At 38.6% G+C, this 15,453-nt stretch carries 13 protein-coding genes and 1 tRNA gene; 9 read left to right on the top strand and 5 right to left on the bottom strand.

Annotation, left to right across the window (positions count from 1 at the left end; translation table 11 throughout):
• Positions 1 to 70 precede the first annotated feature (70 nt).
• From hppD to B2X72_RS24985, 7 genes are all read left to right on the top strand, one after another.
• Positions 71 to 1,198: a 4-hydroxyphenylpyruvate dioxygenase gene (gene hppD / locus B2X72_RS25015; protein ID WP_248933321.1), complete on the top strand. Its 1,128-nt coding sequence runs from the start codon at positions 71 to 73 to the stop codon at positions 1,196 to 1,198.
• Positions 1,170 to 2,471, top strand: a complete 1,302-nt coding sequence (locus tag B2X72_RS25010) for a Glu/Leu/Phe/Val dehydrogenase dimerization domain-containing protein (RefSeq protein WP_286851977.1) — start codon at positions 1,170 to 1,172, stop codon at positions 2,469 to 2,471. The genes hppD and B2X72_RS25010 overlap by 29 nt, the downstream gene beginning before the upstream one ends.
• 804 nt (positions 2,472 to 3,275) lie before the next feature.
• Positions 3,276 to 4,055: an N-formylglutamate amidohydrolase gene (locus tag B2X72_RS25005; RefSeq protein ID WP_248933322.1), complete on the top strand. Its 780-nt coding sequence runs from the start codon at positions 3,276 to 3,278 to the stop codon at positions 4,053 to 4,055.
• Entirely contained in the window at positions 4,045 to 5,877 is a 1,833-nt protein-coding gene (locus B2X72_RS25000) for a flavohemoglobin expression-modulating QEGLA motif protein (protein WP_075991799.1), read from the top strand. Before B2X72_RS25005 ends, B2X72_RS25000 begins: the two co-directional genes overlap by 11 nt.
• A gap of 13 nt (positions 5,878 to 5,890) precedes the next feature.
• On the top strand, positions 5,891 to 6,895 hold the full coding sequence (locus B2X72_RS24995; protein ID WP_075991800.1) for a glutathione synthetase: 1,005 nt from the start codon (positions 5,891 to 5,893) through the stop codon (positions 6,893 to 6,895).
• A 132-nt stretch (positions 6,896 to 7,027) separates the two neighbouring features.
• The gene (locus B2X72_RS24990; protein WP_286851975.1) at positions 7,028 to 8,011 is read left to right on the top strand and encodes a lipoate--protein ligase; all 984 of its coding nucleotides are present in this window, start codon (positions 7,028 to 7,030) and stop codon (positions 8,009 to 8,011) included.
• A 42-nt stretch (positions 8,012 to 8,053) separates the two neighbouring features.
• The gene (locus B2X72_RS24985; protein ID WP_286851974.1) at positions 8,054 to 8,821 is read left to right on the top strand and encodes a methyltransferase domain-containing protein; all 768 of its coding nucleotides are present in this window, start codon (positions 8,054 to 8,056) and stop codon (positions 8,819 to 8,821) included.
• Between the two features lies 1 nt (position 8,822).
• Here B2X72_RS24985 and ybaK read toward each other — a convergent pair whose 3' ends face one another.
• Positions 8,823 to 9,299 (bottom strand): Cys-tRNA(Pro) deacylase, encoded by a 477-nt coding sequence (gene ybaK, locus B2X72_RS24980; RefSeq protein ID WP_075991803.1) that lies wholly within the window; start codon positions 9,297 to 9,299, stop codon positions 8,823 to 8,825.
• Positions 9,300 to 9,302: 3 nt separating this feature from the next.
• Entirely contained in the window at positions 9,303 to 10,964 is a 1,662-nt protein-coding gene (locus B2X72_RS24975) for a DNA polymerase/3'-5' exonuclease PolX (protein WP_075991804.1), read from the bottom strand.
• A gap of 260 nt (positions 10,965 to 11,224) precedes the next feature.
• On the opposite strand from B2X72_RS24975, the gene B2X72_RS24970 reads away from it, so the two are divergent.
• Positions 11,225 to 12,349 (top strand): lipid II:glycine glycyltransferase FemX, encoded by a 1,125-nt coding sequence (locus tag B2X72_RS24970; protein WP_286851970.1) that lies wholly within the window; start codon positions 11,225 to 11,227, stop codon positions 12,347 to 12,349.
• A 3-nt stretch (positions 12,350 to 12,352) separates the two neighbouring features.
• Here B2X72_RS24970 and B2X72_RS24965 read toward each other — a convergent pair whose 3' ends face one another.
• Positions 12,353 to 13,555: a hypothetical protein gene (locus B2X72_RS24965; protein ID WP_232475793.1), complete on the bottom strand. Its 1,203-nt coding sequence runs from the start codon at positions 13,553 to 13,555 to the stop codon at positions 12,353 to 12,355.
• A 342-nt stretch (positions 13,556 to 13,897) separates the two neighbouring features.
• On the opposite strand from B2X72_RS24965, the gene B2X72_RS24960 reads away from it, so the two are divergent.
• A complete protein-coding gene (locus B2X72_RS24960) occupies positions 13,898 to 14,326 on the top strand; it encodes a nuclear transport factor 2 family protein (protein WP_083663549.1) in 429 nt (142 codons plus the stop codon).
• 63 nt (positions 14,327 to 14,389) lie between these two features.
• On the opposite strand, the gene B2X72_RS24955 is transcribed toward B2X72_RS24960, so the two are convergent.
• Positions 14,390 to 14,463, bottom strand: a tRNA-Ala gene (locus tag B2X72_RS24955).
• A 219-nt stretch (positions 14,464 to 14,682) separates the two neighbouring features.
• Positions 14,683 to 15,435 (bottom strand): BlaB/IND/MUS family subclass B1 metallo-beta-lactamase, encoded by a 753-nt coding sequence (gene bla, locus B2X72_RS24950; RefSeq protein ID WP_088160893.1) that lies wholly within the window; start codon positions 15,433 to 15,435, stop codon positions 14,683 to 14,685.
• Positions 15,436 to 15,453 lie beyond the last annotated feature (18 nt).

Below are 15,453 nucleotides of genomic sequence, written 5' to 3'. Positions count from 1 at the left end.
ATAGAAGATCCAGATTATTATAAATCTTGGATGAGTTAGGAAAAATAAAAGAATAACCTTTATATAAATTATGGCAAATACATTTGCAGAAAAGATTGCCCAAGCGCAAGATTTTCTACCTATTAATGGCACAGATTATATTGAATTTTATGTTGGCAATGCCAAACAGGCCGCACATTATTACAAAACAGCTTTTGGTTTCCAGTCGGATGCGTATGCCGGACCGGAAACAGGCGTTCGAGACCGGGTATCTTACGTGTTAAAACAAAATAAAATACGTTTAGTGCTTACCACAGCGTTGAAATCTGACCACCCTATAACAGAACATGTTAAAAAACATGGTGATGGTGTCAAAATATTGGCTCTTTGGGTAGATGATGCACGAAAATCATTTGAAGAAACAACAAATAGAGGGGCGAAAGTCTATCAGGAACCACAATTTCTGAAGGATGAAAATGGGGAAGTTTGGACCGCAGGAATTTATACCTATGGCGAAACGGTCCACATGTTTGTTGAACGCCGCAATTATGCTGGTCCATTTATGCCAGGATATGAAAAATGGAAAAGCGATTACAATCCAACGGAAACTGGACTGCTTTATGTTGATCATTGTGTGGGTAATGTTGGATGGAATAAGATGAATGAAACCGTAAAATGGTATCAGGATGTGATGGGGTTTGTCAATATTTTATCTTTTGATGACAAGCAAATTAATACAGAATATTCGGCTTTGATGAGTAAAGTGATGAGCAATGGAAATGGTTTTGTTAAGTTTCCAATTAATGAGCCTGCCGAAGGAAAGAAAAAATCGCAGATAGAAGAATACCTTGAATTTTATGAGGGTGAAGGTGTTCAGCATGCGGCTCTAGCAACCAAAGATATTGTGGCCACCGTGCGGGAACTTAAAGCAAGGGGAGTAGAATTTTTGGGTGCTCCTCCCGAAGCATATTACGATATGTTGCCTGAACGAGTTGGAAAAATTGATGAAGAGATACGGATCATCCAAGAACTGGGTATTCTAGTTGATCGTGATGAAGAAGGTTATTTGCTGCAAATTTTTACAAAACCGGTAGAGGATAGACCGACTCTATTTTATGAAATCATCCAACGTAAGGGGGCACAAAGTTTTGGCGCAGGAAATTTTAAGGCTCTTTTTGAAGCAATAGAACGTGAACAAGAACGCCGAGGAAACTTATAGGAGTATGGAAGGGATGAAGGAATTATTGCGGGCTTTTGAGCACAAAAGTCCGGAAATTGTTTTCGAATGGAAAGATAGTGAAACTGATGCCAGGGGATGGATTGTTATCAATTCCTTACGTGGAGGTGCAGCTGGCGGGGGTACCCGAATGCGGGCTGGATTGGATAGGCATGAGGTAGAATCTTTGGCAAAAACAATGGAGGTCAAATTTACGGTATCTGGCCCTGCAATAGGGGGGGCAAAATCTGGAATTGATTTCGACCCACATGACCCAAGGAAAAATGAAGTTTTAGTACGTTGGTTTAAAGTTGTCACACCGCTATTGAAAAACTATTATGGGACAGGTGGAGATTTGAATATCGATGAAATTCATGATGTAATCCCGTTGACGGAAGAATATGGACTATGGCATCCACAAGAAGGCATTTTGAATGGTCACTTTAAGGTGAATGAAAGCAATCGTATTCATCAAATTGGACAATTGCGTTATGGGGTTTCCAAAGTATTGGAAGATAGCTCCTACAGCCCGGATCTGAAGCGCAAGTACAAAGTGGCAGATATGATCACGGGATATGGCGTGTCAGAGTCAATTCGTCATTATTATGAACTTTTTGGCGAAAATTGCTTTGGGAAGCGAGCGGTAATTCAAGGTTGGGGTAATGTTGCTGCCGCAGCGGCATTTTATCTGTCTAAACTTGGTGTAAAAATAGTTGGTATAATTGATCGAGTCGGCGGACTGATCAATCCGGAAGGATTTGAAGAGGAAGATATTACCCGTTTGTTTTTAGAGCGCAAAGGCAATGAGCTTTGTTCTCCGGATCTGATTCCTTTTGATCAGATACAGAAAGAAATATGGAGCCTGGAAACGGATATTTTTGTGCCTGCTGCGGCCTCCCGCTTAGTGTCAAAAGATCAGATCCAGCACATGATAAATCATGGGCTTGAGGTGATCGCTTCAGGTGCCAATGTGCCATTTGCAGATCAAGAAATATTTTATGGGTCTGTTATGGAGTTCGCAGATCAGCATGTTGCGGTCATACCTGACTTTATTGCGAATTGTGGTATGGCGAGAGTATTTGCTTATTTAATGCAACGTAATATCGAAATTAGTGATGAAGCAATTTTTTCGGATGTTTCCAGTGTGATTTTTGAAGCATTAAAGAAAATTAGGACCGTTTCTTCTAAAAAGACACATATATCATCGAGAGCATATGAAATTGCATTAAAACAGTTGGTGGAAACCGGTAACGAACAACAAGAGGCTAAACTCTAATTTATTTCTGCTATAATGCTATAAAAAAAACACTTGAAGCGGGGAACTTCAAGTGTTTTTAACTAACCAATTATTAACCTAAATTTATGAATGCTTAAAACAATGCAATACCTATGCCAAAACTTATTTTCCTAGCATGAACATATTGTCATTTTTTTGTTATTAAAATTTCTGCCTGAAATTTGATTTTTTGAAGTTTTGTTGAAAGATCAAAACGGGGTAGACTAAAAACAAATTTCATTGTATAGTTTTCAAATACTGGTCCGCTTGATGATTTTTTTTTGTTTTTTATTTTCCTTAAAGTGCTGATAAACAAAAACTCCCGAAGCGGGGAGCAACAGGAGTTTTCCTAACCAATTATTAACCTAAATTTATGAAAAGTACCTATATAACGTAGTAAGTTCAAGAAATGTTTCAACTGATTGGAGTTTTTTTTACTTTTTAACATTTTTTGACTATTTGCTATTGATTTCCAATAAAATATACTACTATTTATTTTGTTTTCTTTTTAGGGGAAATAAAAAACCTGTTAGCGGGGACTAACAGGTTTTTTATAAACTAACTAAATTATTAACCTAAATTAATGAAACTACTTAACAATATTCAACAAAGATGCCAATGTACTAAATCCGTTAGCTGTTTAACGATTTTTAACAGCCTCGTTTCGGATAAGAAGGGGAGCCCCTAATTCTCAAGACAATCCAGTTAATTTTCAAACCTTTTGTTGCTCATAAGCGTTTATCTAAACAAAAAGGTCAGCAATCAATGCTGTCTATTTGACGTAAACTGTTTAAAAAAAGGTACATGTCTTTAACATATCGCTATCAATTTGAAAATTACGATAGCCCATTTTGGGCTTTTGCCATTCATGATGGCCATCAGGTCGATGCGCATTTGATGCCCTACATAAATATTTCAGACGAGGAACGATTACGCGAAGAGGATCCTTATACGGCTATTTTGGCTGAATTACCCTGTAATCGATTTGTATCTGGAACTTCCAGGTTTCAACTGGATCTTAATCGAAAACGAGAAGATGCTATTTATCTTACACCTGAGCAAGCTTGGGGGATGCGGGTATGGCGAACAGATCTACCCAATGAACTAAAAGATCAGCTGTATGCAGCCTATGATAGCATATATGAGGAAATAAGCCAAGCAATTCAGCACACGATTGATCATTATGGCTATTTTATCGTGTATGATATTCATAGTTATAATATGCGTCGCGGGGGGGCTGAAACTAGTTTAAATAATGAAACCGACCCTCAGATTAATATTGGGACGCAACATAATCACAAAAAATGGCGAACGCTGACTGATCAGGTTTTGGAAGCACTACGGACTGGAAAAGATGGACAAGTTTACGACGTCCGTGAGAATGTCAAGTTTAAGGGCGGATTCCTTTCTGCGTATTTGAATGATAAGTTTGGTGATAAAGGCTGTATTTTTTCTGTCGAATTTCGGAAAGACTTTATGGACGAATGGACTGGGGAAGTATATCCACAAAAGCTTCAGGAGTATAAACAACTTCTCTTACACAGCATTGGAACACTGGAAAATTATTTTGCCTATGAAAGATAATGCGAAACAACTTGCTGGCATTTTAAAAATGATCAAAAATAAGGAGGTTTTCCACGTACAGATTCCGCCAAAAAACAAACTGGTATTTAATCAAGTTGTTCCTTATCTGTTTTTATACAGACAGTTTTTTAGTCAAGATCCTATGCTGGCAGAGTTGGTTAAATCAGAACCAGCTTACTTTAGGGTAAGAGATCCACAGATGAATGTTTCTGAATGGATCGCTCCAATCCTCAATCAACTTGTCGAAGAGTTTGGTGCCTGTTTGATTATTGAGGCTTGGGCAGCAGATTCCGCACAGGAGGAAGATATTCAAATTCATATTGCGCGGAAAAATGTACAGGCTATCGCTCAGTATCTAGGTAAGCAACTGACAACAGAGGAATCGATTTCCAAAGTGGAGATACTGACAGATTCCAAAACAAATGCAACGCAAAGTTTATCCCCTTCGAGTGTACAGTTGGATAATCTGAACACCAATATATTTTACATGGGGCTGGAGATAAAACCGAAATACCTTTTAGGGGTAGATCAGCAAATTTTACCGATCGATCTGCGTCATTTCCGTGAAGCCATATCCAGGAGTCTGTCGAAAACATTCTTTGAATTCATACGTATACATACCTTATCTAAACCTACGGCATTTAAAATAAGCCAGCCTAAAAAGATGCTTCCTTTAGCTTGGGAGATTGATCAGAAGTTAGCGCGGGAAAGTCAACGATTTGATTTTTTATTATTGGTTACACCAACAAATTCTTACGATGCCTGGCAGCAATTTAAGAAGGGGAATTACCGAAAAACTCCTGTGTTTCGATATAGGCCCATGCCTATTGATCCAGATATTATCAAGAGAAACCTCTATAACTTGCATATCGAAGATTTATTTGATCCTTCCATTGCTTATTTGTTTCGTGATAAACGCAAGGAGCTTGATCAGATGATGACCATGTTGAGTGAGCGGGGAAAAGAAGGATTTTTGTTGGGCAGTATGCAGGTTTTTGGTACTGTCAATGAAAAATTGTTGGAAAAGGCTCAGGCAATTTTGACCATTACGACAACGGATCGAGAAGTGAGAACGAAAGAAGAGGAAATTGTCTATGCCGAAGAGTTCGCTAAGCTCGCCCAGGAAGAATTGGATTATCTGAAAAACCAAGATCCAAGCTTTGGCACCACAGTGCGGCTACGGGATGATATTTATGGCGTGATGGTAAATCAAGGCGTACTCAATATAAGTAAGCAGTATAGTTTGCCAAGGAATAGGGTAAAGGCATTGATTCAACATGAGGTCGGTACACATATTGTTACTTACTATAATGGGAAGCAACAGCCGTTCAGTCTCTTTAGATTAGGGGTTCCCGGTTATGAAAAACTTCAGGAAGGCCTCGCTGTACTTGCTGAGTATTTGGTGGGGGGCCTGACAAATAATAGACTACGTATTCTGGCAGGCAGAGTTATCGCTGTCCATCACATGCAGCAGGGCAGTTCATTTATTGATACATTTTCAGTATTGGTAGACAAGTACCAATTTTTGACCGAAACAGCTTTTCAAATGACAATGCGGGTCTATCGAAGTGGTGGGCTTACCAAAGATGCATTATACTTGAGTGGTTTAATCGAATTGACTAATTATATCAAGAGTGGGCGAGATCTATCCCTGTTGACGATGGGTAAAATCCGCGAAGATTATATACCAATCGTTGAAGAACTCATGTTAAAGGGCGTCTTGAAGGCTCCGGTCCTGACACCAAGGTATCTAATGGATCCATACAAGGATGCCTTGTTACATCTAAAAAAAAGTAATGGAATATTTCAAATGATTCAGTAATCAGATATTTTATATGAAGATAGCATTCGTGATCAACCAAACCCATAAAGAAACTGCTCGTTTCACGACGACTGTTTTGGCATTGAAAGCCCATCAAATGGGACATGAAATTTATTATATTGGCTTGGCCGATTTCTACTATGAGTCGGCCCATATTGCCGCCCATGTGCGAAAAGTGCTCCCTGATCAGATGCTTACTTCTACCAATAGCCTCATGGAAGTATTGCGCGCGACAGAAAAAACGAAGATGATGTTGGAAGAAATGGATGTGGTCTGGCTACGATTTGATCCAGTCCTGGATATGGTTAGCCGACCTTGGGCTGCTGCTTCAGCCCTACAATTTGCCGCTCTACTAAAAGAAAAAGGTGTATTGGTTATCAATGATCCCGATAGCCTTAGTCGGGCCAGTAATAAGTTGTATCTCGAGGGATTTGATGAATCTATTCGACCTAAAACAATTGTAACCCGAAACTATGCCGATGTCATTGAATTTTTTGAACAACAGAATAAGCTTATTATTTTGAAACCCTTAAAGGGGTCCGGCGGTAAAAACGTGTTTTTAATCAATAAGGATAATCAGCAAAACCTCAAACAAACTGTAGAGGCTATTGCCCGAGATGGTTATGTAATTGGCCAGGAATATCTTCCGGAAGCTGCCCGCGGTGATATTAGATTCTTTTTACTAAATGGAGAGCCTATTTCGATCAATGGAAAATATGCTGCTGTTCATCGCGTGCAACAAGGTGATGAGATTCGGAGCAATGTGCATCAAGGCGCAAAGACCCAAGCAGCTATTATTTCACCGGAGTTATTGCTTATGGTCGATAAGATCCGGAATAAATTAGTTCAAGACGGAATGTATTTTGTCGGTTTGGATGTGGTGGGAGATCGTATTATGGAAATCAACGTATTTAGTCCGGGTGCATTATGCCAGACGGAAGAAATTGTAAAAGAGGATTTTTCGGCGCTTATTATTGAAAAATTAGCGGAGAAAGTTGCTTTCAGAAAACGAGGTTGATGACAGTTGTATCGATGAAAATTGATGTTGTTGAAATCGCTACGGGAGTGCTAAGCTAATGATTTGCGGTAATTATGAATTTGAAATGAATTACAGGAATTAAATTCTTGTTATTTTTGAAAAAAGAAAAATATGCTGATTATCGATTCTCCATCCCGCAACGCCTATTTTAACATCGCTTCAGAGGAGTATTTATTGGGTAAATTTCCGGAAGAGGATATTTTTTTACTCTATGTAAACGACCCTTCAATTATCGTGGGTAAATTTCAGAATACCTTGGCAGAAATCAATCTTGATTATGTCAACGAGCATCAGATTAAGGTTGTGCGACGAATGTCTGGCGGTGGTGCTGTTTATCATGATGCTGGAAACTTAAATTTTTCTTTTCATACCTTATTGGGAAATCATGATTTTATGGATTTTTCGACCTTTACCCAGCCGATTGTACATATTTTGAACAAATTGGATATCCCTGCAAAATTAGAAGGAAGAAATGACCTCCTGGTAGATGGGAAGAAGTTTAGCGGAAATGCCAAGCTTGCAAAAAATGGGAAGATGATTCAACATGGTACGATATTGATTGATTCGCAGATGCAGGTATTAAGCGATGCTTTAAAGGTCAATCCATTGAAGTTTGTGGATAAAGCGGTAAAATCGAATCGTGCACGTGTCACAAATTTAATTGAATATCTACCTGCGGGTTTTACGACTGGAGATTTTAAGGAATTGTTGATTGAAGAAATAAAACGTGAGAATCCGGCAGCCAAAATGATTGAGCTTACCGCTTCGGATATTAAAAATATAGAAAAATTGGTTGAAGAGAAGTATGAAACATGGGATTGGAACTTCGGTTTTTCACCAAATTATAACTTTAAAAAAGCAATTAAGATCCCTGCAGGATTCATCGAGTTGCATTTGGATGTACATAAAGGATACATTGAACGGGCTAAAATTTTCGGTGATTTTTTTGCATCCCGATCAATTCATGAACTTGAAAATTTATTGATTGGTGAAAAGCATGAAGTAGGAGAGATTGATACCTTACTGAAATCAATTGATTTGACGACGTATTTTGGAAAAGTTCAACCCGCAGAAATTCTTACTTTGTTTAAATAGAAAATGTAGTACTGCCCTATACGGGTGTTAATTAATAAATATATGCCTTGGAATCCAGCTATATACAATCAATTTAAAGATGTCCGTTTTAAACCGTTTTATGATTTATCTGAACTAATTACTACCGATAAAATGGAACATGCCGTCGATTTAGGTTGCGGTACAGGTGAACAGACAGCTATCTTAAGCGAACAATTCTCTCAAGCGACCTTTCTTGGGATAGATTCTTCTGCGGAAATGCTTTCTAAAAGCCATAAGTTGGAAACGGAACGTCTGAAATTTAGGCAAAGTTCCGTTGAGAACTTCATTGCAGAGCCAAAAAACTGGGATCTTATATTCAGTAATGCTGCTTTACAATGGCTGGAAGATCATCAGGCTCTTTTCCCTCAAATTATTTCTAAGCTTAATGTTGGCGGGCAATTGGCGATACAAATGCCTTATCAGCCCGAAAATATACTCAATAAAATTCTATTTGAATTGGCGACGGAAGAACCCTATCGATCCTATTTAAGGGGCTGGAATAGGCCTTCTTCGGTATTGGATATGGATACTTATGCGCAATTGTTATTTGATAATGGCCTGGATCAATTAAACCTTTCTCTTCGTGTATATCCGCTCATTGCTGCTGATGCAGACATGCTTTACAATTTTATCGCTGGGTCTGCTTTGATTCCTTACATGGAACAATTGGAGGAAGATAAGAAGTCTGTGTTTGTAACTGAATTTAAAACACGTATCGAAAAACATTTCACTAAATTTCCAGCGATCTATTCTTTCAAGCGCATTTTATTATATGGGCGTAAAGGGTAATTCACATATCGATCAAATCGGACCAATGGGCAGCTGTGATCGTAGCCAGGTCTGTTGGGGCTAAAATAATCTGAAGCCCCCTTTTTCCTGCGCTTACCGAAATCGCTGTCTCCAATTGTGCGGCCTCTTCAATAAAGGTTGGGAACTGTTTTTTCATGCCAATAGGTGAACAGCCACCACGAATATAGCCGGTCACCGTTAAAAGGTCTTTCATTGGGAGCATTTCGCAGTTTTTATTCCCAGAGGCCTTCGCTATTTTTTTAAGGTCGAGCTGTGCGTTTCCGGGAATTACGGCAACAATATAAGGATCTTTGTTGCCTTTTAAGACCAGGGTTTTATAAAGCGTTTCGGGTGACAAACCTAGGGTTTCGGCGACATGCTCAGCACTGACGTCCTGTTCGTCTACCTCATATGCTCTGAGTTCATACTTAATTTTTGCTGTGTCCAACAGCCGAACAGCATTTGTTTTACTCGACATACCCTAGCCTTGTTTTTTCTTATTAAAATAGGTCGTTATGGCATCTAGCGCGTATGCATTCAAACAGTTGCTTGCCTGCAAACCACCCTTTTGCGCCACCAATACACCATATTGCATATCGTGCAATCCCTCTGTACGATGGGCATCGGGATTGATGGAAAGTAAAACTCCTTTCTCTACTGCATAACGGTGCCATCTCCAATCCAGATCTAATCGTAAAGGATTTGCATTTATCTCAATGACAACGCCATTTGCCGCACAAGCATCGATTACCCGTTTAAAATCTAAGGGATATCCGGCTCTACTTAATAATAGTCTTCCTGTTGGATGGCCTAAGATTGTTGTATACGGATTTTCGATCGCTTTGATTAGTCTTGTTGTGGCTTTGTCTTCGTCCATTTTCAGATTGGAGTGTACGGAGGCGACAACGAAGTCAAACTTAGCCAACACCTCATCGGGATAGTCTAATGAACCGTCAGCTAGAATATCAGATTCAATTCCCCTGAAAATCTTGAATGGAGCCAATTTTTCGTTTAATGTCGCAATCTCATTCCACTGCTGCTCCAATCGCTCAATGGAGAGGCCGTTGGCATAAACTGCCGTTCGCGAGTGATCGCATATACCCAAATATTCTAGCCCCAGGACATCTTTACAATGTAATGCCATTTGCTCGAGGCTATGTACGCCGTCACTATAGGTGGAGTGATTGTGGAGTGTTCCCCTGAGATCTTTGTATTGAATCAGCTTTGGCAGTGAATGCGTTTGAGCCTGCACTATTTCATTCAACCCCTCTCGTAATTCGGGTTCAATATAATCTAAACCCAAGTTACGGTAAATGGCCTCTTCACTGGAAAGTGAAGGAAGATCCGGTAGAATATTAAATAGAAGATCGAGATGTGCAGTGGATCCAGTACTAAGAACCAGGTCGCGATAAAAATCATTGATATTACTACTGAATACTTTGAAAGTAAACCCCAATTCATCGGTCAGTTCTATGGAGTTTTCTGTTTTTTCCACTAAAGTAAATCCATCGAGGAATTTTTCGACGTTGTCTATACTTTCCGATATTAAAAGATCTACGGTACTCAAAACCTCGCATTTTCTTCTGAAATCTCCTGTATATGACAGCAGCGAAGAAGGGAAATGCAATTTCAATTCGTTGAAAAATTTTTCTGCCAGTGGAAGTACTTTTGCATATAAAAACCATCCCTTGTTGGAAATAGAAAACTCAATGGATTTTTTGATGTCTTCCTGCGTTTTAAGACCAAACCCTTTTGCTTCTACGAGACGGTTTTCATTACAGGCGTAAAGTAATTCGCCCACACTTTCAATCTCGAGTTCTTTCCAGATAATTTGAATCTTTTTAGGGCCAAGGCCCTTAATATTTAACATTTCAATAATACCGGATGGTGTGTTTTCAATAAGATCCTCAAGCTCTTTGAAAGTTCCTGTAGCGGCAACTTCTTTGGCTTTTTCAGCCGTACTTTTTCCTATTCCTGGCTGTGCACTCAAATCTTCAAGACTGGCCTCTTCAATACGGAAAGGTAGCTTGTCCAACTTAAAAGAGGCACTTGCAATGGATTTTGTTCGAAAAGGATTTTCGTTGTGAAGCTCCATCAATTGGCTACATAATTTGAAAATTTTTGAGATCGCTTTATTGTCCATCGTATTTGAATTGTTAAGCTACAAATATCTTAAATTTTAGGTCAAAATAACAATTCAAATACGGATATTATAGCGTTAAATAATGTAAAAAAGCTACTTTAAATGCCTGTTTTTCTCTATTTCTTGAAATTAACAACAAAGTGACAAATGCATGTGTGCTTAACCAAACATTTTGGCTATGTTTGCCGTTTTTGGGTGTTAAAATTGTGGTTATTTTGAGCATATCTTATAAAAACAACCCTATTAAATAGTAAAATATCATGATAGCAGACATTAGTGACAAAGAAATCAGTGGGCTTTATAAAACAGGTATTATTCAACAAACTGCTTATTGGTCTGCAGTAAAAAAAATGCAAGGTATACAATCCAAGGCATTTAATTTTAAATCCAAACAATCCGATCTGTATGTTGGGGTCGAAGACGATACCTATTTTATCGGCGATCTATTAATTATCATACAAGCCATAGATCAGGAACATAGCATTGCCTATGTACCTTATGGGCCTGAGATTGAACCTTCAGATGAAAACCAGGGCTATTTTTTAGAACAGTTATCGGAGAGCTTACGTTCCCATCTGCCACCAAATTGTATAATGATACGCTATGATCTATCTTGGGAATCACATTGGGCTAAAGAGGATGATTGTTATGATCTTCATGGTAACTGGCTAGGGGTACCGGAGAAACGTATTCAGGAAATGCGCTTTAATTTTAATACAGAAAACTGGAACTTTCATAAAGCCAATACAGATATACTGCCTTCCAATACTATTTTTATGGATCTTAGAAAGGGTGAGGATATGTTGCTTGGAAATATGAAATCTAAGACGAGATATAATATCAATTTAGCAGAGCGAAAAGGAGTACGTGTGCGTTCGCTGGGGCTTGAAAGTTTGGCGGTTTGGTATGAGCTTTATCGGCAGACAGCTCTTCGAAACAACTTTTTTTTACATGATATAAGCTATTTTAAGATCGTTCTTTCTGCAAGGGCAAGTGATACATTATCTCCCGCAGATGTATATCTTTTAGTAGCCGAAGTGGATAACCAGCCTTTGGCCGCTATGTTTTTGGTAATTGCGGCAAATCGGGGGACTTATCTATATGGAGCTTCTGCTTCCGAAAATCGTAATTATATGGCGACATACGCTTTGCAATGGCGTGCGATGCAGCTTGCGAAAGAAAAAGGCTGTACGGAATATGATTTCTTTGGAGTATCGCCACAGGCAGATCCTTCACACCCTTTATATGGCCTTTATCGTTTCAAAACAGGATTTGGTGGTGAAATCTACCATCGTATGGGCTGTTGGGATTATCCCTTGGACAATAGGAAATATCAGTACTATGCGTCAATGGAGTTTAAAAACCAGAGCTATCATTTAAGTTAGAAATTAGAAGACCTCACCCAAGGTGAGCCTAACGCCGCGGTGATTCTTACTGATACCATAGTCGATTCCAATGTTGGTGCCCGAGTTTTTGTTAAATTTAATTCGTGCACCAGCACCAGTGCCGACGTTCCAGTCTTCGAACATGGAATTCTTTGGTCCGTTTAATGTGGTAAAGTTCATAAATGCAACAAATCCAAATAAGCCATTTTGGGTGATATCACGACGATATTCCGTTTCTAAATAGTAAAGTGATTTGCCACGAAAGCGGCTGACTGGAAAGCCTCTTCCCGAACTATTGTATGGATCCCATCCTAAATTCGGAAGATCAAGATAGGGCGCTTTACTATTAAATACCGTCCAGAAGAAACTCCTTATGGCAATCATATTTTGGCGATTTCTGTCTTGGGTAAGCCTATGGTATCGTCTAACTTCGAGAAATAGCGATTTCCAGTTCTGATCGCTTCCTAAAAATGTCGGATTTACACGGAACTGTAAATTGGCATAGTTACCCGACCAGGTATTGATCGAATTGGCGCGCGTATCGTAAATTAAATTGAAGCTGACTCCTGAAGACATGGTATTGTCTTTTAAATCTGTTCCATAAGGGTAGGAAGTGTAGTCTTCGAGCTTGGTATTGCTCGTAGACTTAATATTCATTCTATAATCCAGGTCATAACCAATGCCCATAAAAAGGCCTCCATGAATTCTTTTTAATGCATGTTGGTATAAACGAAAGTAGGTGTAATCTAAATTAATCTGCTGATCACCATGATGCTCTTTGCCAATTCCCCAAGTTTCGTGCGGATATTTTAGTAGACGGATATCCCCATCAATCACCCATGTATTCTCTTTTAACCAGATGTAAGAACGGATTGGCAGGCCAAATCGTTTTCCAAAATTTGTGTAGGGCGTAAATGTCATTTTGGACATATAGGTATCGGAACGATCTCCTAAATAAAAGCCTGCGGTTGTACTTGTAATTAAAGCATGTCCGCCTCCAGGAACATTTGTTGAAAAGGGTAAAAAGGAAAAATAGATTTTCTTTCCTGTACTATCGACTGTTTGGGGTGGCTTGATATGTAATATTTCTTTTCCAATATCAATCAGGTCCCGTTGTTTACTTGTATCAGCGAGATGTTTGGTAGTTTCTATTTCATTGACGGGACGTTGTGCATATGCAGTATCGGCAAGTACAAGTAGAACCATCAAAATAGAACATTTAATATAAAAAATATATGCGCTATCGTAGTGTGTCATGAAAGAATGCAATCTAGCAGGAAATAGATAGAATAACAATATTCAAACCAATAATTTATTCATTCTGTCACGTTTTGGCTATAAAGAGAATTGATTGGAAATTTCATTCGCCTAGAAAAAAATATCATTTACCGATTTTAATGTAATGTTAATCTAAATGTAATGAAATCAATATATGAGTTGTCTTAACTTTGAATCAGAAAATAAATAAAAAAAGTACGCAACAAATTTATATAGTAAGCGACAATAAAATAAGAAAATATACTAATACATTATAAAATTGAAAAAGATATGAAAACTTTAGTAAAAACATTTGTAGCAGCGGCAATGATTGCAATCTCTACTTGCTCAATGGCTTCAGTTAAACCAGAAGAACGCAATTTAATTACTGCTGATTTAGCCATCGATGAATACGTTGGAGCAATGACCGAAGGTCAGGTAGCTAATTTGGACAAGCTTTTTACAGCTGATTTTGACCAGAAAATTTGCGGTAAACAAGATTTGAAACATAGCCGTCATGAGATGATTGAATTTTTGAAAAAACAAAAAGGAATCAAGATGAACTGCAGAACAACAACACAGATCGTTGAAGAATTACCTGATTATGCAATAGCGAAAGTTACGATGCAATTTGATGGTTTTGCTAAAACAGATCTGATCACACTTGTTAAAGAAAACGGAACCTGGAAAATTTCTAAATCTGTAAACTCTTATAAATAAGAATTTGCTGTCAAAATTGGTCGATTAAAAATAAAAAAAGGGTACTTAAGTACCCTTTTTTTGTGGAGCATATCAGATTCGAACTGATCACCTCTTCACTGCCAGCGAAGCGCTCTAGCCAAATGAGCTAATGCCCCTGCTTTATTTGGTGTCGCTAAGATAGTACTTTTTTGGATAAACTAAGCCTCTTTTTTATTTTTCTACTGTTTTTTGTAGATCTGTTATCTAGTTGCTTTTTTTTGACGATCTAAATGCATTATAATCAATGGTTTTATCTATTTGGTTCCTTAAAGATATTTTTATCCTATTGAAAAACAAGAGAGTTTACAGGCGTACTGGAGGATATGAACAATGTATTAGTGTCCTCCTGTAAGCAGCGCTTCGGTTCGCTTTATCTGACCTTTATCTTTCCAGGCATCGTGCCCAGGAATAACCATATTAATTTCGGGATATTTTGCCAATAACCTCGCTAGGGATGGCTTCCAGGATTTTATATCCCCATCTGCCGTAAATCCTAGATCTTGGGCTTCGGAGCTTTTTATAAAACAACCACCGTCTAGGATCTTATATTTGGGAAACCAGACAACAACATTGTCCATGGAGTGTCCGGCACCAAAAAAGTTCAAAACAAAAGATTGTCCGCCGACGCTGTAGGTTTTATTGGTGGAAACAAGATGAGTGGCCTGGGCTTTGTGATTTGTTTTTAGCAGTTCGTTCGTCATTTTTGTTGCATAGGTTGGAATTCCAATGCGGTTGTAATAAGCAAAGCCACCTGCCCGGTCTTCGTGCCAGTGTGTCGCGTAAACAGCAATGACGGGTAAATTATGTTTCTGTTTGATACTGTCCAATAAGGGTTGATATTGTGTGGAATCCCATGGTGTATCAAAAAGGATAACGCCTTTTTTTGTAATTAGGTATACCGCATTAGCAGCATATTTGGTCCCTTCAAATGTATTAAAGGTCGTGTAAAGATACAGTTGCGGATTTATCTTCTCTATTAAAAGAGGCTTTTCTTGCGCTTGTAGAGATGGGGAAAGACCGAGTAAACCAATGCTCAGGCATACACCAGCAAATGTTGCGCGAATATGAGGAGAAAGAAGTGAGATCATATTTTTGAATGTTATTGC

Source organism: Sphingobacterium sp. UBA7253 (assembly GCF_002472745.1).
Lineage (GTDB): Bacteria > Bacteroidota > Bacteroidia > Sphingobacteriales > Sphingobacteriaceae > Sphingobacterium > Sphingobacterium siyangense.
Note: the sequence above shows the minus strand (reverse complement) of the source record. Positions and strands in the feature narration are given on the sequence as shown.